18 protein-coding genes and 1 pseudogene are annotated in these 21,672 nt (G+C 61.3%); 11 read left to right on the top strand and 8 right to left on the bottom strand.

What is annotated here, in order from left to right:
- Positions 1–182: DUF2282 domain-containing protein (locus U0988_RS07655; protein WP_322292037.1), on the bottom strand; the 182-nt coding region annotated here is incomplete at its 3' end.
- A gap of 350 nt (positions 183–532) precedes the next feature.
- On the opposite strand from U0988_RS07655, the gene U0988_RS07650 reads away from it, so the two are divergent.
- On the top strand, positions 533–3,421 hold the full coding sequence (locus U0988_RS07650; protein WP_322292036.1) for a TonB-dependent receptor domain-containing protein: 2,889 nt from the start codon (positions 533–535) through the stop codon (positions 3,419–3,421).
- 269 nt (positions 3,422–3,690) lie between these two features.
- Here the strand turns inward: U0988_RS07650 and U0988_RS07645 are convergent, their stop codons facing one another.
- The gene (locus tag U0988_RS07645; RefSeq protein ID WP_322292035.1) at positions 3,691–5,271 is read right to left on the bottom strand and encodes a M28 family peptidase; all 1,581 of its coding nucleotides are present in this window, start codon (positions 5,269–5,271) and stop codon (positions 3,691–3,693) included.
- 334 nt (positions 5,272–5,605) lie between these two features.
- Between U0988_RS07645 and U0988_RS07640 the strand changes: the two genes are divergently transcribed.
- Both U0988_RS07640 and U0988_RS07635 read left to right on the top strand, forming a co-directional pair.
- Entirely contained in the window at positions 5,606–6,412 is an 807-nt protein-coding gene (locus U0988_RS07640; RefSeq protein ID WP_322292034.1) for a glucose 1-dehydrogenase, read from the top strand.
- Positions 6,413–6,782: 370 nt separating this feature from the next.
- The gene (locus U0988_RS07635) at positions 6,783–7,886 is read left to right on the top strand and encodes an alpha-hydroxy acid oxidase (RefSeq protein WP_322292033.1); all 1,104 of its coding nucleotides are present in this window, start codon (positions 6,783–6,785) and stop codon (positions 7,884–7,886) included.
- On the opposite strand, the gene U0988_RS07630 is transcribed toward U0988_RS07635, so the two are convergent.
- The 4 genes from U0988_RS07630 to U0988_RS07615 form a co-directional block, all read right to left on the bottom strand.
- Positions 7,883–8,260 (bottom strand): sensory rhodopsin transducer, encoded by a 378-nt coding sequence (locus U0988_RS07630; protein ID WP_322292032.1) that lies wholly within the window; start codon positions 8,258–8,260, stop codon positions 7,883–7,885. The genes U0988_RS07635 and U0988_RS07630 overlap by 4 nt on opposite strands.
- 69 nt (positions 8,261–8,329) lie before the next feature.
- Positions 8,330–8,830, bottom strand: coding sequence for a hypothetical protein (locus tag U0988_RS07625; protein WP_322292031.1), 501 nt, complete (start codon positions 8,828–8,830; stop codon positions 8,330–8,332).
- Positions 8,827–10,623: a glycoside hydrolase family 15 protein gene (locus U0988_RS07620; protein ID WP_322292030.1), complete on the bottom strand. Its 1,797-nt coding sequence runs from the start codon at positions 10,621–10,623 to the stop codon at positions 8,827–8,829. Before U0988_RS07620 ends, U0988_RS07625 begins: the two co-directional genes overlap by 4 nt.
- A gap of 107 nt (positions 10,624–10,730) precedes the next feature.
- On the bottom strand, positions 10,731–11,552 hold the full coding sequence (locus U0988_RS07615; RefSeq protein ID WP_322292029.1) for a redoxin family protein: 822 nt from the start codon (positions 11,550–11,552) through the stop codon (positions 10,731–10,733).
- Between the two features lie 284 nt (positions 11,553–11,836).
- Between U0988_RS07615 and U0988_RS07610 the strand changes: the two genes are divergently transcribed.
- From U0988_RS07610 to U0988_RS07575, 8 genes are all read left to right on the top strand, one after another.
- Positions 11,837–12,805 carry an AraC family transcriptional regulator gene (locus tag U0988_RS07610; protein WP_322292028.1) on the top strand — a complete coding sequence of 323 codons (969 nt, stop codon included), beginning with the start codon at positions 11,837–11,839 and terminating at the stop codon, positions 12,803–12,805.
- A 13-nt stretch (positions 12,806–12,818) separates the two neighbouring features.
- Positions 12,819–13,325 (top strand): hypothetical protein, encoded by a 507-nt coding sequence (locus U0988_RS07605; protein WP_322292027.1) that lies wholly within the window; start codon positions 12,819–12,821, stop codon positions 13,323–13,325.
- Between the two features lie 49 nt (positions 13,326–13,374).
- Positions 13,375–13,884 (top strand): DUF1440 domain-containing protein, encoded by a 510-nt coding sequence (locus U0988_RS07600; protein ID WP_322292026.1) that lies wholly within the window; start codon positions 13,375–13,377, stop codon positions 13,882–13,884.
- Between the two features lie 77 nt (positions 13,885–13,961).
- Positions 13,962–15,770 (top strand): thiamine pyrophosphate-requiring protein, encoded by a 1,809-nt coding sequence (locus tag U0988_RS07595; protein ID WP_322292025.1) that lies wholly within the window; start codon positions 13,962–13,964, stop codon positions 15,768–15,770.
- Positions 15,757–16,872 carry a hypothetical protein gene (locus tag U0988_RS07590; protein WP_322292024.1) on the top strand — a complete coding sequence of 372 codons (1,116 nt, stop codon included), beginning with the start codon at positions 15,757–15,759 and terminating at the stop codon, positions 16,870–16,872. The genes U0988_RS07595 and U0988_RS07590 overlap by 14 nt, the downstream gene beginning before the upstream one ends.
- Entirely contained in the window at positions 16,859–17,491 is a 633-nt protein-coding gene (locus tag U0988_RS07585; protein ID WP_322292023.1) for a gluconate 2-dehydrogenase subunit 3 family protein, read from the top strand. The genes U0988_RS07590 and U0988_RS07585 overlap by 14 nt, the downstream gene beginning before the upstream one ends.
- Positions 17,484–19,136 carry a GMC family oxidoreductase gene (locus U0988_RS07580; protein WP_322292022.1) on the top strand — a complete coding sequence of 551 codons (1,653 nt, stop codon included), beginning with the start codon at positions 17,484–17,486 and terminating at the stop codon, positions 19,134–19,136. Before U0988_RS07585 ends, U0988_RS07580 begins: the two co-directional genes overlap by 8 nt.
- A 536-nt stretch (positions 19,137–19,672) precedes the next feature.
- Positions 19,673–20,107: a hypothetical protein gene (locus tag U0988_RS07575; protein WP_322292021.1), complete on the top strand. Its 435-nt coding sequence runs from the start codon at positions 19,673–19,675 to the stop codon at positions 20,105–20,107.
- Between the two features lie 120 nt (positions 20,108–20,227).
- Here the strand turns inward: U0988_RS07575 and U0988_RS07570 are convergent, their stop codons facing one another.
- Positions 20,228–21,262: a LacI family DNA-binding transcriptional regulator gene (locus U0988_RS07570; RefSeq protein ID WP_416172376.1), complete on the bottom strand. Its 1,035-nt coding sequence runs from the start codon at positions 21,260–21,262 to the stop codon at positions 20,228–20,230.
- Between the two features lie 69 nt (positions 21,263–21,331).
- Positions 21,332–21,672 (bottom strand): annotated as a pseudogene (locus U0988_RS07565) (MFS transporter); the annotation flags it as partial.

Here is a 21,672-nt window from a genome sequence, read left to right as displayed (position 1 = left end):
GTCGAGGTGCCGGCGCAGCTGGTGCCGGGCCCTGCCGCGCAATCGTTCTTGCCCTTCAGCGCCACGCCGAAGCACTTTTCCTTCGCGCCCGCTTCAGCGGCCGACACGGTAACCGGCGAGGCGGCCAGCAAGGCTGCAGTGGCAAGCGCGCCGGCAACCCCGGCAAATTTCATCGAAACCATATCGCATTCCTTCTCATAAAAACGTCGAGGCCCACAGTCCTCACAGCCACAGTTTCGGGGAAAGGTCGCAGTTCGTTACAACGAACGAAAAAAACTATTCGCATTATTTCTGGTCATCTGGAACGGGAGGATCGAGCAAGCTGAAGCTCGATCCGTTTCAGCTCCCGCATCAGCCAGCTGGCTTCTTTCGCTGCCGCGCAGTTGAATTCATAAGCCGCCTGCGTGTCTGAGACGCTGTACCCGAATTGTCACAGAATAGCAGAATTCCGATATTGATTAGCAATATAGCTTTTCGAAAAAGCAAATTTGCGCGATTCTGCAAACCTAATCTCACCGCTAAGGACCATCTCATGCGCCGTTCTCTTCTGCTGGCTTTCGGTACCTCTACGCTCGCCCTTTGTGCGCCTTCACTCGTTCATGCCCAGGCCGTCGAAATTGGCAGCGAAGATACTTCCGTGGAAGACCCTGCCGATACCATTATTGTCACCGGTTCACGCATCCGCCGCGATCCGCTCGATAATCCATCGCCGGTAATCAGTCTTGACGAGAGCGCGCTTCAGCAGACTGGCCTCTCGTCGGTCGCCGACATCCTTCAGCGCCTGCCGAGCGCTTCGGGTGGTCTCAATACCAAGGTCAACAATTCGGGCAATATCGGGAATCCGCAGGATGGTGGCGGCGTCGGTGCCGGCACGGCCGAGATCGACCTGCGCTATCTGCTCGCCAAGAGGACGCTCGTGCTGGTTGACGGGTTGCGTTATGTCCCGGCCACTGCGGCGAGCGGTATACCTTCGACGATCGACCTCAACTCCATCCCGCAGAGCATGATCCAGCGGATCGAGGTCCTGCAATCAGGCCAATCCCCGCTCTATGGCTCAGATGCGATCGCCGGCGTCGTCAATATCATCACCAAAACACAGCAGGACGGTTTCCGCGGATCTGCCAAATACGGACAGTACCTGTCCGAAGGGGATGGCGAAACGACCGAATTCAGCTTGAGCTATGGCACCAGCGGCCCAGGCATTTCGGTCGCGCTGGGTTTCGATTACGTCGACCAGCAGAAGGTGCTGACTGCAGATCGGGATCAGACCCAATTTCCAAACCCTGGTCAGACGAGCTGTACGGACCCGATCGGAGGTTGCTCCTCGGCGTCCCGCGACGGGCGCATCGTGTTCAACCCGGGCAATCCATCCCTGCCTGCAGGCGGCAGCGTGACAGTTCGTAACTCACCGCTGAACACGCGCGGCGTCTTCGATCCGACATTGGTGGGTGGTGATTTCAGGTCCTTCACCAGCGCCGACCGGTTCAATTTCGCGCCGTTCAACCTCCTGCTGACGCCCTCGGAGCGGTACGGTGCCTGGCTCAGCGCCAAGGTCGAAGTGAGTGAGGATGTGAACCTGCGCACCCGCCTGATCTACAATCACCGAAATTCACAAAACCAAGCCGCTTTCATTCCGCTTTTCCTCGGCCCCGATGCGGGCAACGGCAATCTCCTCGACACCGTTTCGATCGATGTCACCAATCCTTTCAATCCCTTTGGCATCACGCTCAATTCGGGTGCCAACGGGCAGCCGGCGACCTACAGCTTCATTGCTCGCCGCCTGGTCGAAGCCGGCCAGCGCACTTTTAACCAGTCCGTCGACACCTGGACGATGGCGGCGACACTCGATGGCCGGTTCGAGCTTGGCGGGCGCAATTTCTACTGGGATATCAACGGGGTGCTGGGCCTGAATGATGCGAGTCAGCTGTTCACGGGCAACGTCAACGCAGCCAAGGTCGCGCAAGCACTCGGACCTCTAGCGAATTGCACCGGTTCTTGCGTCCCGCTGAACATTTTCGGCGGCGAAGGATCAATTACCCAGGAAATGCTTGCATTCATCGCGTTCGACGAGCGGGCCAAAAGCGACCAGCGGCTGCAAGATTATACCGCGAACCTGACGGGCGAACTGTTCGACTTGCCAGGCGGCGCAGTCGCCTTCGCAGTGGGTTATGAGCACCGTTACCAGAAGGGCTCGTTCACGCCCGATCCTATCGTCCAGGCGGGTCTGAGCGCCGACATTCCGGCGCAAGCTGCGTCGGGCAAGTTCAACACTGACGAATTTTACGGCGAATTGCGCGTACCCCTCCTTGCCGACATGCCTTTCTTCCAGCAGCTCGAGTTTGATGGTGCGGTTCGCCATGCCCGCTATTCGACGGGATTCTCCAACACCAGCTTTACAGGAACGGTATTGTGGAAGCCGGTGACGGATCTGTTGCTGCGCGGATCCTTTGCAGAGGGCTTCCGGGCCCCTGCGCTCGGCGAATTGTTCGGGGCGCAGTCGCGCGCCGACGCGCCGATCGACGATCCTTGTACCAATGTCGCCGGTTCGCCCTGGCAGACCAGCGCAACTGTACGGACGAACTGTATCGCCAATGGCGTTCCGGCCGACGGAAGCTTCCAGGAACCGACCGGCGGCCAGCTCCCGACACTGACTGGGGGCAATTCCGCGCTCCAGCCGGAAACATCCGAAACCTGGCTGGTCGGGGCAGTTTATAGTCCCGATTGGGCGCGTGGAGGTTTGATCAGCGATCTTAGCCTCGAGCTGAATTATTATAATATCACTGTCGATGGAGCGATTTCGGCGATCAACCCGCAAGTGACGCTGTCCCGCTGCGCACAGCTTGCCGATCCGCTGGCCTGCGGTAACATCACCCGAACCGCCAGCGGGTTCATTTCGAGCATCCGCGGGCTGTTGCAGAACATCGGGGAGATCAAGACCGCCGGCATCGATGCGACGTTCAACTTCCGGTCAGGGGAGACAGGCGCGGGCAGTTTTGGACTCTCGCTCAACGGCAACTTCCTTGACAAGTATGAAGAAACTTTCCCGACGGACGCAGGGACGGCCACCATCGACTTCCGCGGAACGACCCGCGGGTTCCCCGACCAGTCCTACCCCAAATTCAAGGGGACGGGTGTGTTGTCATGGGCGATGGGCGGGCTCGATGCCGCGTTCACCGGCCGTTACATCGACAGTGTGGAGGAGAGCGATGGCAAGAAGCTGGCGTCGCGGTTCTATGGTGATATCCAGGTCAGCTTTGCACCCCGGTTCATGGACGAGGCATTCCGCTTTACGGTCGGCGTTCTCAATGTCTTCGACACCGATCCGCCGGCCTGTTTCAGCTGCACCGGGCCGAACTATGATCCCTCAACCTACGATCTTCCGGGCCAATTCGGTTACGTTCGCCTGACGTATCGTATGTGATTATACACGGGGCAGGTGTTGTCGCCTGCCCCCGTTTCTTCGGATCTGAGCCGCTGCGCTCCTCAGGGCACCCCGACGGGTGACATAGCGCCGGTTAACACCGCGCAGCTAATCACAAGCGATGCGATGGCATCCGCCCGCAAAGCTTTCCCGCCCGGTGTCGTTTCAAATCATCAGCACTTGTCATTGCTGCCGCCGCCGAACGACGGCTCGCAATTCGTGACGCTTCGATGTCGGAAAGCCGTTGGGCTCTGAATAGCTGCGCTTTGCTATTTTCCAACACTCATGGCAGCGGGGCGCAGGGTGGTGCCCTGCTGCCATGACGGGGCTTCTGACCTGTTTGCCACACGATCAACCAGCGCGTAAAAAAACCGGTTGAAGTCCGCCGCTGCCTGCCAGTCGACCAGCTGGACCAAATCGTCCTGTGGCCGATGATAGCCCGTGCGATACCACTGACGGTAGATTTCCTCGCTCCGGCTGCCTGGTTCATAGCCGAATACGAAGCTAATCGCCGGGATACCCGCCTCAAGAAAGGTCCAATGGTCGCTACGGCGCAGCAAATTGCGTTCCGGTTCGGGGTCATCTTGCAAGCGGATACCCATCGCCGTTGCGATCGCAGTGGCATCCTGACCCAAGCTGGTATCGGTACGAGCGTGCACGGTCATCAGTTCAAGCGGGAAGATCGGGCGCAGTTGATCAAGGTTGATATTGGCCGCAATTTGTTCAAGCGGGACGGTTGGATGCTCGATAAACCATTCCGATCCGTGCAACCCTTTTTCCTCGCCGGTCCAAAGCCCCACGACAATCGGGCGAGCATAACCTTTGCGCTCGCGACTCTCCATCAGGTGCACGATCAGCGCTACGTAGGCCGCATTATCCAAGGTCCCGTTGTAAATTGCATCACCATCAACTGCGCGGCCAAAGCCATAGCCATCCAGATGCGCGCCCAGCACGATTGCCTGGTCGGCCAGCGCCGGATTCGTGCCAGGCAATATCCCAATTACGTTAGATGAGGGATATTGCGCTGTGCGGATGGTGAAGCTCATCGTTGCCGTTCCGCTGTCGATGTCAGGCAAAGGAAGCCCTGCGGATCCGTCGGACACCAATCGTGCGGCATCGCGGCCAAGTAATTTGCCCAGCGCGTCCGCATTGATGCCAAGTTTCACGAATGGATCGGGTGCGGGCAGATTACCCTTGCGATACACCGATCTTGCAAAGGCAAAGGGCCAACGCGGCGGTTCAACGCTGAAGCCCGGATCAACAATGGTCGCCATGCCCACGCCGCCAGCAGCACGCACCGCGGCCTCGCGTTCGGCGGCCGTGGTAAGCCCGGATCGCCGAGTGCCATGGCAGATCACCAATTTGCCGGTGACATCCCCTAACGCATCGTGAGCGCAATATCCGCGATATGCGATGGGCGCAGCCAGATGGGCGGGCAAGGCCACATCGGGAGAGACAGTGAATTCGTCAAGAAAGGCAAGCTCACCGCCGGCGCCGCGCAATGTCGCGCTTGGCACACCCACTTCCTCGAAATCGATACGCTGGAACCATGTGCCATCATCCCCCAAGGGCTCAAGGCCCGCCGCTGCCAGCCGATCTGCGATCAGCCGCGCAGCCCGTTCATGTCCGCCGGAGCCTGTGTCACGACCTTCCATCTCATCGCCCGACAGGGCGCTCGCCAGCGACCACCATTCGCGCGAATCCGCATCAATGGGTCCATCATCTGTAGCCCCCATCAACATGAAACCCATTGCCATTCCAGCTATTGCAGAAAGATATCGCTCCATTGCGGCCCCCTGGTTTTCAACGAGCAGGGAAACGACGCTATATCCTGCCAAGCTGGCGCTCATATTGACGGCAAACGCAACCTTGGCAAGGATCGCTGCCAGAGGCCATGACCGTGCGCGCCGGAGGCAGCTGCTCTCGATTTTCTTCCAATCCCAAAGAGTCGGCGGAGATCGGCGTCATGGTCGGCACGAGCATCGCGCGGCACGGAACCTACTCGTGCAGCGCCCGTTTTTCCAGAATCACGGCAGGCAAAAGGTGATCTATGGAACCTGGAGAAATAACGTCTTGGCTGGGCTTTGGAAACTTGGCGGCGACGCTGGTGATTGGCCGCGGGCCCGTTGAGATGAATAGGTTTGGCCGACCAAGTTCAGCCATGCTCTGCTTCAGGAGAAGCTCATGACCGCCCAGCTACTTCAAGGCCAGCGCGCACTCGTTACTGGCGGCAATTCCGGCATCGGCGAGGCAATCGTTCAGGCTCTGGCTGACGCCGGAGCAGCTGTGGTGGTCAATTTCCTTTCCGGAGAAGAGGACGCCAAACGTATCGCGGCCGGGATCGAGGCAAACGGAGGGCGGGCCGTCCCGGTCCAGGCCGATGTCTCCAAGCCCGATGACTGCAAGCGCCTGTTCGACGCAGCCGATAAGCAGCTGGGCGGCATCGACATCGTCGTCGCCAATGCCGGGATCCAGCGCGACGCCGCCTTTACCGAGATGAGTCTCGAGCAGTGGCGCGAGGTAATCGATGTCAATCTCACAGGCCAGTTTCTCTGCGCGCAGAACGCCGTACGCCGGTTCCGCAAGCAGGGGCTTGACCAGCATCGCTCGGCAGCATTGGGAAAAGTGATCTTCACCAGTTCGGTACACCAGGTAATACCCTGGGCCGGTCATGCAAACTACGCAGCCGCCAAGGGCGGGTTGAAGCTTCTTATGGAAAGCATGGCGCAGGAGCTTGCAAGCGAGAAAATCCGGGTGAACGCCATCGCGCCCGGAGCCATCAAGACCGACATCAATCGGGACGCTTGGGAGAGCAAGGGCGCGCGTGAGGATCTGCTCCAGTTGATCCCCTACGGCCGGGTCGGCGAGCCGGAAGACGTGGCCAATGTGGCGGTATGGCTCGCATCCGATCAGTCTGACTACGTTGTGGGCACGACCGTGTTCGTCGACGGCGGCATGCGCCTGTACCCTGCCTTTCGCGAGGGTGGCTGAGGAATGGCCGAGCGGCGGATGCGACAGGCTCAGTCTCGAAGACATTGCGTCCGATAGCGCAGATGCATCCTCAGATGGATGATCCGGCACGCATTTCGGTTTCAGAGGCACGGCGTGTGTCTGGCGGGCGCCGCACAGCCTGCCTACCCTGCAGTTTCAGCGGGCGCCCCGCGGAAATACTGTCCCGGACACCGAGCCGGAGTCGCCATGCGGGGACGCCAGCGTGACCGCTGCTCGGAGATCAAGGATGCCAGCTTTCGGTCCGTCAGTTGCGCAATTCGCCGGATCGCCCCGTCGGCGTTATTATACTGGCCCTCATCTTGGCCGGGTTCGCTCTATCGAGGATCTGCGTGCCCGTACGCATAAGCTGATGCCGCGCTTTGTGCTCGAATATCTCGAAGGCGGCGCGGGCGAAGAAGCGACGCTGGCGCGCGAACGCGAGGCTTTTGCCGAATGGCGGGTGATGCCACGCACGCTGGTCGACGAATCGCAGCGCGATGTCTCGGTGGAGATTCTCGGCCGCAAGGCACCCCTTCCGCTGGCGGTGGCACCGACCGGACTCAATGGCGTTTTCGTTCGCCCTGCCGATACGGCGCTCGCGCAGGGTGCGGCCCTGGCGGGCGTACCATTCATCCAGAGCACGATGTCGAACGACCTGATGGAAGGTGTCGCCGGAGTTCCCGAATTGCGGCACTGGTGGCAGCTCTATGTGTTTGGCGGCGAGGAAATCTGGCAGGAACTGGTCGACCGCGCGGACAAGGCCGGATGCGAAGCGCTGGTGCTGACCACCAATTCGCAAATTTTCGGCCAGCGCGAATGGGACAGCCGCACTCGCGACGCCAGCGATCGACCTTCCTTGTCGACCATCTTCGATGCCGCGCTTCACCCGCGCTGGCTGGCAACCACGCTCGGTCGGGGAATGCCTGCGTTCGTCAATGTGATCGATTTCATCCCCAAAGCACACCGGGGGTTCTTCGACAGCGCCTTCTGGATCCGCGAGCAAATGCGGCGCGATCTCGACTGGTCCGATGTCGCGAAGATTCGCCAGCGCTGGAAGAAGCCGCTTTTCATCAAGGGCATTCTGAACCTTGAGGACGTTGCGCGCGCGATCGACAGCGGAGTGGACGGGGTAATCCTCGGCAGCCATGGCGGCAGGCAAGCGGACTGGGCGGTCTCTCCGCTCGACATCCTGCCGCGCGCTCGCGAGATGGTTGGCGATCGGATCGCGCTCTACGTGACGGGCGGCATCCGGCGCGGGAGCGATATACTGAAGGCGCGGGCACTCGGCGCAGACGCTGTGCTCGCCGGCCGCGCAATCCTGTACGGGCTATGCGCTTTCGGGGCGGATGGCGTTGCCAAGGCCATAGAGTTGTTGAAGACCGAGATGATGAACGAGATCGGCCAATACGGAGTACCGACGCTCGACCGGCTATCGCGAGACATCCTGATCAGGAAGGACGAGCTGCCGCTCTAGTCCGCCGGATAGGCCATCGTCGAGAGCAGCGATACCTCCGCCGCCCGGCTGTCCAATCGCGTGTGCTGGACCACAATCGGGACATCGCTTTCGATCACGCTGGCGTAGTCTTCTCCCGGAGGGACCGGTGCCGGATCGTCGAGATCGTTAAAGCGCAGGTGCAGGGTCCGCCGCGCACCGAGCGTGATCTCATAAGGTCCCACAGGCTCGCGATCGGTGAAGAACAGGGTAATGCGCACATGGGCGTCGGCGTCGCCGGTGTTGAGCAAGCAGGCCGTTTCGTGACTCAGCAGCGCCCGGTCGCCATTCGCCATGCTCGCCGGAGGTATGTAGCCTTCGGGGATGACCCAACGCTTGCTTCCGATCGCTTCCATGACATCACACCTTCAAACTGAACCCTTGTCTCTTGTTCGCAATGTTCGCGGCCGCTCTGCGTTCCGAATTCAAGGCGCGGTCAGGCCAAGTTGGGGCAGCCCTCCGAGAACCGTCCCGTAGATGATTTGCGCCGCAAGCACAGCTGCCGGGGTACCGCCGCCATAATGCAGCCCGAGAAATCCGGGCGGTTCGAGCTGCGGGCGAGCGACAGGGGCGTCGTAGCTCGAAGCCATGCGTGGATGCACGAAAGGCATTAGCGGAAGGGCCGCGACCAGCAAAAACAGCCCGTGCAGAAAACCAACCGCCGCTCCGATCCACCAGCTGTAGATGCCGATGCTCGAGAAGAAGAGAAAATAGAACAGCGCGAAACCCCATCCCCCGACGAGGTAGAGAGCAAAGCCGATCAAATTGGCCCACTGCCGGTTCGCAGTGAAGATGCCTCCCACGAGAAAGGGAATGCTCAGACGCGAGAGACCGAGACCGTTCGCGGCGAAGAGGATACCCGTCATCGAAATGGTTCCGGCAAGGCCCCAGATAGCCATGTCCAGCAGCGGCGGCAGCGAGTTCACGCCCGCTTCTCCCGTTTGGCAATTTCCAGTGCGATCGCCGCGTTGATCAGTCCGACGTGAGTGAAGGCTTGCGGGAAGTTGCCGAGAAACTCCCCATTGCCAGGATCGATCTCCTCCGAATAGAGGCCGACATCGTTGCTGCGATCGAGCAATTCGCAGAACAGGTCCTCCGCCTCCTGCAAGTCTCCGCGCATCGCCAGATTGTCGACAGCCCAGAAGCTGCAGATGCCGAACGCCCCTTCCCGGGACTCGAATCCGTCCCGGCCGTGCTCATAGCGATAGATAAGCCCGTCGCAGCCAAGCACATCCCTGATCCGGTCGGCGGTGGCGCGCATTCGGGGCGCAGCGGCAGTTGTATAGCCCAGACAACTCATCAGCAGCAGCGAGGCATCGGGCCATTCCTCGTCGAGCGCGCCGGAATAGGACCCCAGTTTTTCGCTCCAGGCCCGTGTCTCGATCGTTTCGCGAATTGCGTCGCGTTCTCGTTCAAAGACCTTTCTGTCGATCGAAACCGGATCTGTGTCGGCGAGGCGCAGGAGACAGTCCAGAGCGAGCCAGCACATGAGTTTCGAGAACGTATAATGGCGCTTCTCGCCGCGTATCTCCCAGATGCCGTGGTCGGGCTCGCGCCAAATTGCGCAGACGGTCCTGCCGAACCCGGCGAGCAAGTTCAGTTGATCGCGCTGCAATCGTCCGCCAGCCATCGCAAATTCCACCGCTGCAGATATGACCCCGCCATAGACGTCGAGCTGAATCTGATCGTGTGCACCATTGCCGATCCGGACCGGACCGGACCCGCGGTATCCCGCAAGATGATCCAGCTCTTCTTCGTTAAGATCAGTGCGACCGTAAATGTCGTACATGATGTTGAGCCGCGGCTGGGTGAGCGCGGTCGCGTGCAGGAGCCATCGGAGGAAAGCCCCGGCTTCATCCAGTAGCCCGAGCCCGAGAAACGCGCGCATGGTCAAGGCGGCATCGCGGAGCCAGCAATAGCGATAATCCCAATTGCGGGTCCCTCCGATTGCTTCAGGCAGCGAAGTTGTCGGCGCGGCGACTACCGCCCCCGACGGGGCAAAGGTCATCTGCTTCAGCGTGATCGCACTGCGGCGCACCGCCTCCCGGTGCACGCCTTCATAAGTGCAGGATTGCGACCAGTCGCGCCACCACCGTGCCGTTCGTTCCAGTCGCTCGGCAGCAAGGTCGCCGAGTGGCAGGATGATTGCCGGATCGCCGCTGACGTAGGACAAGGAAAAACAAACACGCTCGCCCGCTGAAAGCGCAACCTGGCCCCGCATTCCGCGCCCATTCGTATCATGATCCAGCGATACATCGCAGCGCAGCAGCAGATGCTCATTGCCGGAACTGCACGTGAAGGCGCCAGTGCCCACCTTGCGAACCGGCACCTGAATTTTGGCATAACCTGGCCTGGGATCGAAATGGACGTCCAGGGTGACGCGCCCTTCCAGCCCTTCCACCACGCGGAGGAGCTCCCGTTGCGGCTGGAGACTGGCGCAATCTCCGACCGAGAGGCAATCACTGATCCGCACAGTCCCGGTTCCCGTGGTGACTATCGTTTCGACAACCGCGGTATGCGGCACATAGCGGCGCTCAGAGTGAACCGGCGAGAGCGGCGTGATAGCGAAACGGCCTCCCTTTTCCGGGTCGATCAGGGCCGCAAAGACGGACGGGCTGGAGAAATCCGGCAGGCACATCCAATCGATTGATCCACTGCGCGAAACAAGCGCCGCGGTCCGGCAATCGCCAATCAGCGCGTAATCCGAAATTTTTGGCACTGCTCCGCCTATGCCGTCGGCTTCCCGGCAGTCTGCTGCAATCAACGGGTCAGGCGTCAACGCGCCATCATTTTCGGCGACGCTGCCGGTGTGGCTCCGGTCTGTCCTCAATGGCGGATTGCGCGGACTGTCGCCGCGACGGCACCTGCCGTGAGCGCGGCCAGCGTGCCCATGGCGGCATATCCCCTGGTTCTGGGAGAAAGCGGGCGAAACCGGTCTGCAATCCAGGCCATCGCTGCCATCGGTGGAGCGGCCTTGATCAGATCGCGCTGCGCGCGGGGTCCGGCTTCCCGCAGCGTCTCCTGCATCACGCCGATACCCTCGGCCATAGGCGCGAGCCTTCGGGTGCTTTCCGGCTTCGCAGGCTTCTCGCCGCGAACGGCCGCTTCCAGAGCCTGCCTCAGACCGCTTTCGTCTCCGGCCCATAAGGCCCGGTAGATGATGATGCCGCGGGCATCGGCGAGCCATGCCGAATTTGGCTTTTCATCCAGACTCCGGTGTACCGATCCGTCATCATCGTCCACGAGAACTGGAAATGGGAAGGCTTCACGCGCCTGAAGCTGCTTTGCATGTTCCATTTTCTCCTCGAACGAATGGGGTTGCTCCCGGTGTTCGCCCGGATGAGCCTCGCGCACATGGAGCAGCACCATCTGCACACGCTCGCCAAATTCGGCGTGGAGTCGCTTCAGCATCGGCGCCGAAGCCTTGGTCATTGGACACGTCAGGGAACCCGGTACCAGGAGCAGCGGCTTTGCTCCAAGCAGCGTCTCGGACGAAAGCCGCGTTCCGTCAGTGGTGAGGAGCGCGAAATCCGGCAGGCGGTCACCGGGCCGGGGAGCGGTGGGCCGAAAACTCATGTCGGACATCAGCGTCTGCGAGCGAACATGATCATATTTGTAAGTGTCGGGCTCTGCGGTCTGGGCGCGCATGCGGCGGTCCTTTCGTATCCTGTCTGGCCGGGCCTGGAGCCCAGGACCAAGATTGCGTGCTGTGGGATCAATCTGGCGGAGCGAGCGTTGTTCCCGCACGGGACGATAGGATGCACTTCCCGGACGTCAGGGCACCAAACAACCGCCTGACTGCGCCAAACCGGGCCGACAACCGGCTCACCGATAGCCGGCGATTGGGTCGACGGCGGTGCTCTTGATTCCGATAGACGTGCCTTATCGTCCGGCACGGGAACAACCGCAAGGGGTGGCCCGCTAAGGGTGTGATGAAAGCCGAACTGATCGAAAAGATGCTTTGCCTGCTCGACGTGCGGTTGCACGCGCTGGCGCTGTGCGAAGTAAATCCGGGCGTGCGGCTTCGAATTCCCCCGATGGACAATGTTCTGGTGCATTATATCCTTCGCGGCAGGGGGCTGCTGCAGGTCGGGGACGCGCCCGCATTGCCTGTCCGGCGCGGCATGATCGTATTCATGCCTCAGAAAATTGAGCACGATCTGTTCACCCCGGATTCGGACAAATGCGAGCCGACCGTCTGGCAAGACAGTGCTGAGTCTTACGGCGACGGCTTCATGCGAATTGCGACGGACACCGCAGACGAGGCGCTGGTGACCGCGTGCGGCAATATCGACGCCGATTGCGAAGGCATTGACCTGTTCGAGCGTTTTCGCGAACCGGTCGCGGAGGATCTGTCCGAAAGCCGCGTTATTCGCGCGGCGTTTGAATCGATGAACGCCGAACTGGAACAGCCCCGCTTTGGTACCCGGCCGCTGGCCGAGGCGATCATGAAGCAATGCCTCGTACTCGCGATCCGGCAGCAGATGGAGCGCGGCGAATTGAGCCTCGTGGCGCTGATCGGCGCGGTCGATCCAAGACTGACCCGGGCGCTGCTGGCGATCCTCGAAGATCCTGCGCGCGATCACAGCCTCGAGGAGCTTGCCAGAAGGAGCGGCATGAGCCGATCGCTTTTCGCAGAGCGCTTCTCCGAAACCTTTCATCGTCCACCTATGGATCTGGTGCGTCAGGTTCGGCTGCACCGGGCCGCCAATCTGCTTCGGGCGACGCGCCTTCCGGTTCAGATTGTGGCGCTATCCGTCGGCTATGCCAGCCGCAGCTATTTTTCCCGGGCTTTCCGCGCCGCCTATGGCGACGATCCCAGAAGCTTCCGGGATTCATCGCGCAAGCCAGCAATTCAAAACGAAGCTCAAATGCCGATCATCCAACCGATCGAAAGATGACAGGAGAGAAGCCATGACCGAGAAATTGCACCTGAAGCCGGCGATCTGGGCCGGGATAATCGCAGGAATCGTCTTTGTGATGATGGAGATGGCCCTGATCGCCGCCATCGGCAACGGGATGGTCTGGGGGCCGCCACGAATGATGGCGGCCATCGTAATGGGCAAAGGCGTTCTCCCCCCGCCAGCGACCTTTGATTTCGCGATCGTGATGGTCGGGATGATGGTTCACTTCGTCCTGTCGGTCATTCTGGGTATCGTGCTTGGCTGGATCATCGCCAAATGGCGGCTGGGAATGGCGATGGCGATTATCGTCGGGCTGGTCTTCGGTCTGCTCGTCTATCTGGTGAACTTCTACGTATTGACCGGCGTGTTCCCCTGGTTTGCCAATGCCCGCAACATGATCACACTTGTGTCGCATCTGGTGTTCGGCGGCGTGCTGGGGGCGGTCTACCGCGCCATGGCACCGAGCCATGCCGTGGCCGAACGGACCGGCGACGGAGCTGCGCGGGGGCCGCTGTAAGTTACGAACTCTGTAGCCAAAGGAGCTTCAAATGCGGCAGCGGGCGTTAATGGCCGATGCAGTAACAGGAGCCGCGGCAGGTTTGGCCGCGTCGTTCCTGATGAACACCTTCCAGACTGCCTGGGCCAAGGTATCGCACACTTTAAAATCCGGATCCGACCATGAAGCGGACAGCCGATCTGGCGATAACGATGAAGCAGACCCACCGGCCACCGTGAAAGCTGCGCAGAAGGTTTATGGCACAGTTGCTTGCGGCCCCTTGCCCGAAGCGAAAAGAGAGACCGCGGGCAGTCTTGTGCACTACGGTTTTGGTGCGGTCCTTGGGGCCATCTACGGTGCCGTAAGCCGCGGCAACCCGTCAATCAGGTCTGGATACGGGACCGTCTATGGTGCCGGTGTGTCAATCGTGGCGGACGAGGTTCTGGTCCCCGCCACCGGATTGTCACCGCCACCGGCGAAATCTCCAGCGTCGAGCCACATCTTCGGCCTGATTTCTCACATCGTGTTCGGCGCCGCGCTGGAAGGTTCGCGGCGCTTGATCAAGCGGGCCGCCGGTTAGGTCCGCGCACCGGCATTGCCGGGATCACTTTCCAGGGTTCGCGCAAGGACAGCGGACAAGTTGCAGGAGTTGAATTGATGAGCCAGACGGTAGCGGACTTTTTCTGGCAGCGGCTTTCCGAATGGGGCGTTCGCCGCGTGTTCGGGTTCCCCGGCGACGGAATTAACGGACTGGTCAGCGCCCTTGGCCGCGCAAGTGAAAAGATCGAATTCGTTCAGGTCCGTCACGAGGAGATGGCGGCGTTCATGGCCTGCGGTCACGCCAAATTCACGGGTGAAATAGGCGTTTGCCTGGCGACGTCCGGTCCGGGAGCGATCCATTTGCTGAACGGCCTCTACGATGCGCAGCTCGACCATCAGCCCGTGCTCGCCATTGTCGGCCAGCAAGCCCGCGCGGCCTTGGGCGGCAGCTATCAGCAGGAAGTCGATCTAACTACCTTGTTCAAGGATGTTGCGGGCGATTATGTCCATCAGGCGAGCGTCCCGGCGCAGGTTCGCCATCTGACCGACCGGGCGATCCGTATTGCAAGGGCCGAACGGACCGTCACTGCGCTGATCTTTCCCAATGACCTCCAGGAAATGAATGCGGTCGAACAGCCACCGGCGAAACACGGAACCATCCATTCGGGCAGCGGCTATAGCGTGCCCCGAACAGTGCCGGAGGAAGCCGATCTACGGCAAGCTGCCGAGATTCTCAACGCGGGAAAGAAGGTCGCGATACTTGTCGGGGCAGGCGCGCTGCAAGCGGGCGATGAGGTCATCGAGGCGGCAGACAAACTAGGTGCGGGCGTGGCGAAGGCGCTGCTCGGCAAGGCAGCCCTGCCGGACGACCTGCCGTTCGTCACCGGATCGATCGGTCTGCTGGGAACGCGCCCCAGTTACGAGATGATGATGGGCTGCGACACGCTGCTGATGATCGGCTCGCGATTCCCCTATTCGGAATTCCTGCCCCCGGAAGGTCAGGCCCGCGGGGTTCAGATCGACCTTGATCCGAAGATGGTAAGCATCCGCTATCCGATGGAATGCAACCTGATCGGCGACAGCGCGGCCACGCTTCGCGAACTCATCCCGTTGCTGGAGCGCAAGACCGACCGGTCCTGGCGCGATGAGATCGAAGCCTCGGTCGAGGAATGGTGGAAGGTCCTCGAGAAGCGCGCCATGGCCAGTGCCGATCCGATCAATCCGCAGCGCATTTTCTGGGAGCTTTCTCCTCGCCTGCCAGACCGCTGCATAATTACGGCCGACAGCGGGTCGAGCACCAACTGGTACGCGCGCGATGTCAGGATCCGGAAAGGCATGATGGCGTCCCTGTCGGGAACGCTGGCCACCATGGGTCCTGCTGTGCCCTATGCGATCGCCGCAAAATTCGCGCATCCTGAACGTCCGGTGCTCGCGATCTCGGGCGATGGGGCGATGCAGATGATCGGCATCAACGAACTCATCACGATCGCCAAATACTGGAAGCAATGGGCCAATCCGCAGCTCGTGGTCATGGTACTGGTCAACGAGGATCTCAATCAGGTCACCTGGGAGATGCGCGCCCAGGCCGGTGACCCCAAGTGGGAGGGCTCGCAGCAAATCCCCTATTTTCCCTTCGCCCGTTATGCGGAGCTGCTCGGCCTGAAGGGCATTCGCGTCGATGATCCCGACCAGCTGGGCAGCGCCTGGGACGAGGCCTTCGCCGCCGACAGGCCTGTGGTGCTCGAGATTCCGGGAGATCCGAACGTGCCGCCCTTACCGCCGCACATTTCGCTCGAAAACGCCAAGGCCTTCGCCTCGACGCTATGGACGGGCGATCCGGACGAGTGGAGCGTCATCAAGCAATCGGCGAAGCAGCTGGCGGCCGGCCTGCTGCCGGGGAGGAACAAGGACGATGAAAGGCGCTGACATCGTGCCAGTCCCCGCGAGTGCATCGGCTTCTCCGAAAAACGTCCCCAACGCTTGCAGCGCCCTTGCCCGGAAGCATCCTTCGGCCTCCTCCTCCCCGGCGCGGCTGGCGCAATTCTCGATCGCAGGGGCAAACGGGAGCTGGTTACAGGCACCCTCGGCCCTGGTGAGAAACCGGCCGCGTCGGCTCGGCTGGCTGGTACGCAGCGCGGCGAGCGGAGCCGGAGCGCTCGCTCTGGCGGGGTTGTCGCTCGCGGTGGTCAAGCTCTTCCGGCGCAGTGACCCGGGCGGCCAGTCAGGTTTGGCATCGGACCGCCTGTACCAGGGATCGGCGCTCCTCTCGTTCAGTTTGCTGGCAGACAGTGCGCTGGAACACTACCGGGGGGGATACAGCAATCCCGCGATGTTCGTCGGGCCGGTGACAGGTTTGCTGACCCTGTCGGTGTCGCTGTTCAAACTGGCGAGACGGACGCTGCCGGCCCGGGTGCCGATCTATGCTGCAGCCGTCGTGGTCGGCGGCATCGGGCTGGGTTTTCACCTATACAATGTAGGCAAGCGCGAGGGCGGCCTGAGCTGGCAAAACGTCTTTTATGCCGCACCTCTCGGCGCACCGGCCGCGGCAAGCCTTGCCGGGGTGTTCGGCCTGGCGGCAGGCGAGCTTGAACGCATGGAGGCCGGATTGTCGCCCGTCCCCCGCAGTGTGGCGGCAACAGGCCTGGGACTGGTTAGCAGTGCAGCACTTGCAGCCACGTCGGCAGAGGCGGCGCTGCTGCATTTCCGCGGCGCATTCCAGAACCCGTTCATGCTGGCGCCGGTTACCCTTCCCCCGCTCGCCGCTGCCGCGCTGGCGGGGACGGTTGTCAAATCCACGAGGCTTGCGATCACGGCCAGTCGAACCCTGCTCGGAGCGAGTGCGGCCATTGGAGTGGCGGGTGCTGGTTTCCACGCTTACGGCATCGCCCGCAATATGGGCGGATGGCGCAATTGGTCCCAGATGATCCTGCAGGGTCCGCCGATCCCCGCTCCGCCTGCGTTCACGGGTTCCGCTCTCGCCGGTCTTGGCGCGCTCCGCCTGCTGGAGATGGCCGATGAACGACGGTGAATTCGCAAGCCCGTACAGGGGCTACGATGTATTGCACAAGCAGGATACGCCGTCGTGGAACGAGCAGACCCGCAAAGTCATCCTTGAGCGACTGCAGCAGGTTCCGCCAAGGCGCTTTTTTACCGCCGAGGAATGGTTGCTGCTGGAGGCACTGTGCGAGAGCCTGCTTCCGCAGCCTGACCGTCCTACGGACCCGGTTCCAATAGCCCCGTGGATCGACGACCGGCTTCACCGCGGTGAACGGCCCGGCTTCCGCTATGCGGATATGCCCTCCGACGACGTGGCTTGGCGCAAAGGTTTACGCGGCATCGAAGAGGAAAGCCGGATGCTGTTCGGCCAAAGCTTTGCCGCTCTTGCGCCGGATGAAAAGGATGAAGTTCTGCGCCGGATTTGCCGCGGAGAGGTCAGGGGACAGGCGTGGAGCGCCTTGCCCCCAGCCCGCTTTTTCTACGCTGCGCTCAAGGAGGTGATCGCAATCTATTATGCGCATCCCGCCGCCTGGAGCGAAATCGGCTTCGGCGGCCCCGCCAGTCCGCGCGGCTACGTTCGGCTTGGAATGAACGAAGTGGATCCCTGGGAGGGACGCGAACAGAGCGAAAGCAAGGCCAGCGATGGGTGAGGCGACTGGCACCGCCGAGGGATTGCGGATTCGTGCAGCCGACGGTCGCGCGCCCGACGTCTTCAGGCCCGGCGGATGGGTGCCGATGCGCTGTTTCAGGGATAGCGATGAGGTCGATTTCGCGATCGTCGGGACGGGTTGCGGCGGCGGAGTTCTCGCGGCCAAGCTGGCCGCCGCCGGCTTCAGCGTGGTGGCGTTCGACGCCGGAGCCTGGTGGCGCCCGCTGGAGGATTTTGCGTCGGATGAACGTGAGCAGAGAAAACTCTACTGGAACGACGAGCGGATTACCGGCGGCGACGATCCGATCGAACTTGGCGGCAACAATTCGGGCAAAAGTGTCGGCGGCAGCACGGTGCATTTCCAGATGGTCGCGCTCCGCTTTCGGCCCGAATGGTTCAAATCCCGATCGCTGCTTGGCTATGGCCACGACTGGCCGGTGGATTGGCGCGAGATGTGGCGCTATTACGATGAGGTCGAGAACGCCTTGAAGATTGCCGGCCCAGTGAATTATCCATGGGGCCCGCCGCGCAGGCGCTATCCCTACCGCCCGCACGAAATGAACGCGGCCGGCCGGGTCCTGGCGCGCGGTGCCGAGAAGCTGGGAGTCGCCTGGGCCTCGACCCCCTTGGCCACGCTCTCCGCCCCGCGCGGTGACGCGCCGCCTTGCGTATATCGCGGCTTTTGCAAGACGGGTTGCTCGACCAATGCCAAGCAGAGTGTTCTGGTCACCTGGATACCGGCAGCGGTCGCAGCCGGTGCCGAGGTTCGCGATCTGGCAATGGTCGGGCGGGTCGAAATGGGCAAGGACGGGCGGGCCACCGGGGTCCTCTACCATCGCGGCGGTGAATGGCGGCAGCAGAAAGCCCGGCATGTCGTCGTTGCGGGATATAGCATCGAGACGCCCAGACTTCTCCTGAACTCGGCGTGTCCCGCTTTCCCGGACGGGCTGGCCAATTCCTCCGGCCTGGTCGGCAAGAGCCTGATGGTTCATTCCAACGATGCAGTCTGGGGCGAGATGGCGGAGGAGATCAGGTGGTACAAGGGCCCCCCGTCGATGGCGGTCTGCGAGCACTGGAATTACCAGGATGCCAAGAACTTTGCCGGCGGCTATGCCTTCATGAGCCAGGGTCCCCTACCGATCGATCATGCGCAGACACTGGTAACGGGGCGCGGGCTGTGGGGTATGAAGCTGCGACAGGAAATGACCCGATACAACCACATGGCGGGCCTCAAGATCGTCGGTGAGGTGGAGCCGCGCGACGCCAACCGGGTGGAGGTGACGGAGGAGCTCGATCCGCTTGGACTGCCGATCCCCCGGGTGACATTCGCTTATTCGGACAATGACCGGAAGCTGATCGACCATTCGGTCGGCTTCATGACTCAGGTGATGGAGGCAGCCGGTGCGCGGAAGATATTTGCCACTGCGAGCACCGCTCACCTGATGGGCGGATGCCGGATGGGCAATGACCCCACCAGCAGCGTCACCAATCCCTATGGCCGCACCTGGGATATCCCCAATCTGTGGATCTGCGATGGCTCGCTGATGCCTACGGGCGGCGGTGTGAACCCTTCGATGACCATCATGGCGAATGCTGCCCGGATCGGGGACCACATCCGCGAGATCGCTGGCCGCGGCGAATTGTAAGGGTTCGATCGGGATTTGACTTGCAGCTACCGTATGGTGAATGGTGCCGAAGGTGGCAACTAAATTAACATATTTCCTTCTTAAAACTGTTGCTTGTGGGATGCGGCCCATCCCTGAGCGCCGGATAGAAGCGTCCAGATGGCGAGTAGGTATGGATAAGATGGCTGTTCATGGAATCGGGACTTCAAGGCCTATCACTTCGGGACTGCAATGATTTGCGAAAGTCGCGGATCTTGCTCTCAGCTGCCGCCTTTCTGGCCGGGAGCTGTGCACCTGGGGCTGCAAACCCAGGGATGTCGGGGGTTGTGCGAGACGGAGCAAGCGAGCGTCCGATCGCCGAGGCAAACGTCGAGCTTTCTGTAAATGCGGGTTGGGGGTTTCGGGGCGGTCAGCTCGTATGGGATGCCACGGACGTACACCGCGCAACGACGGAGCAGGACGGACGCTTCAGCTTCAAATCGCCGGTCGGGATTGCCTTGCACGTTCACGCACCTGGCCGCCCACCCGTGTTTACGTCCCCGTGCACCGGTGCCCCGATGGTGCTCCGCGTCGGCGGTCCCTTCGCCGGAAAAAGAGCGAACAAGCGTGCGGAATTCAATCAGGTTGTTTCACCCGGCGGAAGTGGTGGATTCAACCCTGAATTCTTCGCTCGTGTAGAAGGTATCGCCATTTCGCTATCCGGGTGGAGGAACGACGCAGAGCCCCTCAGCATCAAAACAGACGGCTGGGTTCGCTTCGTACCCGGGATAGGAGCGATTCCTCGTCCACCAGCCCCGTCACACCAGACCAGCCTGGACCTGGACATGAGCGCGAATTGCGGCTGGCTGTTTGTCGGTAAAGGCAATTCGGCGACGGCGGTCATCGCGCTGCGACAGTATAAATCCTATGTCTCCCGCTCTGACGGAGTTCGCTATTGGGTTTTGATGTATATGCCGCTCGCGGACCCAGGCAAATCACATACACGCCGATGACGATCTGAGCATCGCGATACCAGGTTTCGATAGTTATCCGCGGCTCGCTGGTAGTTGGTGTTTTCCGACTATTCGCGTCGGCCGATCAGGAACCGACAGCATCGCAAGGCTTGAGTCCGCTCAGCCAATCCGCGTCGTGCCGCGCTCTATCAGGCGCGGCGGCATGACGACACTGCCCGTTTTTTCGCCAGCCAGACGTCGTTTCAGGATGTCGACCATGGCTGCTGCCCCGACTGCAATGTCCTGCTTGATCGTTGTCAGAGGCGGCGACATCTGGCTGGCCGCCGGAATGTCATCGAAGCCGATCACCTGTATATCGCCCGGAACATCGATTCCGCGTTCGCGCAATTGCCGCATGCACGCCATCGCAATCAGATCGGATGCCGCAAGAATGCCGTCAATCGCCGGATCCATGGAATCCAGATTGCTGGCAATGTCTGCGTCCATCTCGTCGACCGCCAGGTGGGTCGGGAGATGGACAATTTCAGCGACTTTCCGTGCGCCTTCCAGACGGCTGGCGATTTCGATGCCCGCAGTGTCACCGAAAAAGGCGATCTTCCTCGCTCCGCTTGCCACCAGTTTTTCCGCGGCAAGGCGTCCACCCAGCCGATTATCACTACCCACTGCGCAATGGGCCTGCCCCTTGCGGTAATTCCCCCATGCGACAAGTGGGGTGTAATCCTGCGCGACGCGTTCGATCGTATCGAACTGGTCCGACTGGCCGATCACGATTGTACCATCGGACATTCCCGAATTGGTCATTCGTTCAAGCCAGTCAGGATCCTGATCCGGGATTACCCGTGAAAGCAGAAGTTCATACCCGCACTCGGTCAATTCGTCGGCCAAATGCCCGAGCAGCGTCATGAAAAAAGGATCCGAGATGTGCTGGCGGCGGTCATGGCCGAGCGGGATGACAACCCGGATCACCCCGGTTCGCTGAGTTCGCAGATTGCTGGCCATCTGATTGGGCCGAAACCCGTGTTGGCGTGCCAGCAGCTGGATGCGGTCGCGGGTTGTCTTGTTGACCAGTTCCTTGCCCGCCAGCGCGCGCGAGACTGTGCCCGCCGAAACACCCGCGATTTTGGCAAGGTCGGCCAATGTGCGGACTTTGCCGCTTGGTTCGCTCTGATCGTCGATAGTCAGTCTTGGTCCCAATATCGTTGCCGAAACCGCTCGCCGGTCAGCCTATAATGAAGATCGCCGCGTTGCCAACTGCCCCGGCACCTATTCCGCCGGTTGCAAAGCCCTGGCCGCTGGCCGCCCGGCGTCGACCAGCAATGTCGCGCAAGCCCCCAACAGCATCAATACACCGCCCAGCATGATTGCATTGCGCGGATCGCCGCCCAGCAGCGGCTGATAGATGAGCGGCATTGTCAGCGTCTCGATCAGCATGGGGATCACAATGAACATGTTGAAAATACCCATGTAGATCCCGTTGCGTTCCGGTGGGATCGAATCGGCCAGCATGACATAAGTGTTGCCCATCATCCCGGCCCAGCCGATGCCGATGCCGAACATCAGGCCAAACAGGAGCGCCTTTTCCTCGACGCCGGGGATCAGCAGCA

This window comes from Allopontixanthobacter sp., assembly GCF_034376665.1.
GTDB lineage: Bacteria > Pseudomonadota > Alphaproteobacteria > Sphingomonadales > Sphingomonadaceae > Allopontixanthobacter.
Note: the sequence above shows the minus strand (reverse complement) of the source record. Positions and strands in the feature narration are given on the sequence as shown.

Bases quoted from the DNA above. Each gene is read 5' to 3' on its own strand.
- U0988_RS07650 (WP_322292036.1), top strand. From the start codon at position 533: ATGCGCCGTTCTCTTCTGCTGGCTTTCGGTACCTCTACGCTCGCCCTT.
- U0988_RS07645 (WP_322292035.1), bottom strand. From the start codon at position 5,271: ATGAGCGCCAGCTTGGCAGGATATAGCGTCGTTTCCCTGCTCGTTGAA.
- U0988_RS07640 (WP_322292034.1), top strand. From the start codon at position 5,606: ATGACCGCCCAGCTACTTCAAGGCCAGCGCGCACTCGTTACTGGCGGC.
- U0988_RS07635 (WP_322292033.1), top strand. From the start codon at position 6,783: ATGCCGCGCTTTGTGCTCGAATATCTCGAAGGCGGCGCGGGCGAAGAA.
- U0988_RS07630 (WP_322292032.1), bottom strand. From the start codon at position 8,260: ATGGAAGCGATCGGAAGCAAGCGTTGGGTCATCCCCGAAGGCTACATA.
- U0988_RS07615 (WP_322292029.1), bottom strand. From the start codon at position 11,552: ATGCGCGCCCAGACCGCAGAGCCCGACACTTACAAATATGATCATGTT.
- U0988_RS07610 (WP_322292028.1), top strand. From the start codon at position 11,837: ATGAAAGCCGAACTGATCGAAAAGATGCTTTGCCTGCTCGACGTGCGG.
- U0988_RS07605 (WP_322292027.1), top strand. From the start codon at position 12,819: ATGACCGAGAAATTGCACCTGAAGCCGGCGATCTGGGCCGGGATAATC.
- U0988_RS07600 (WP_322292026.1), top strand. From the start codon at position 13,375: ATGGCCGATGCAGTAACAGGAGCCGCGGCAGGTTTGGCCGCGTCGTTC.
- U0988_RS07595 (WP_322292025.1), top strand. From the start codon at position 13,962: ATGAGCCAGACGGTAGCGGACTTTTTCTGGCAGCGGCTTTCCGAATGG.
- U0988_RS07590 (WP_322292024.1), top strand. From the start codon at position 15,757: ATGAAAGGCGCTGACATCGTGCCAGTCCCCGCGAGTGCATCGGCTTCT.
- U0988_RS07585 (WP_322292023.1), top strand. From the start codon at position 16,859: ATGAACGACGGTGAATTCGCAAGCCCGTACAGGGGCTACGATGTATTG.
- U0988_RS07580 (WP_322292022.1), top strand. From the start codon at position 17,484: ATGGGTGAGGCGACTGGCACCGCCGAGGGATTGCGGATTCGTGCAGCC.
- U0988_RS07575 (WP_322292021.1), top strand. From the start codon at position 19,673: ATGGTGCTCCGCGTCGGCGGTCCCTTCGCCGGAAAAAGAGCGAACAAG.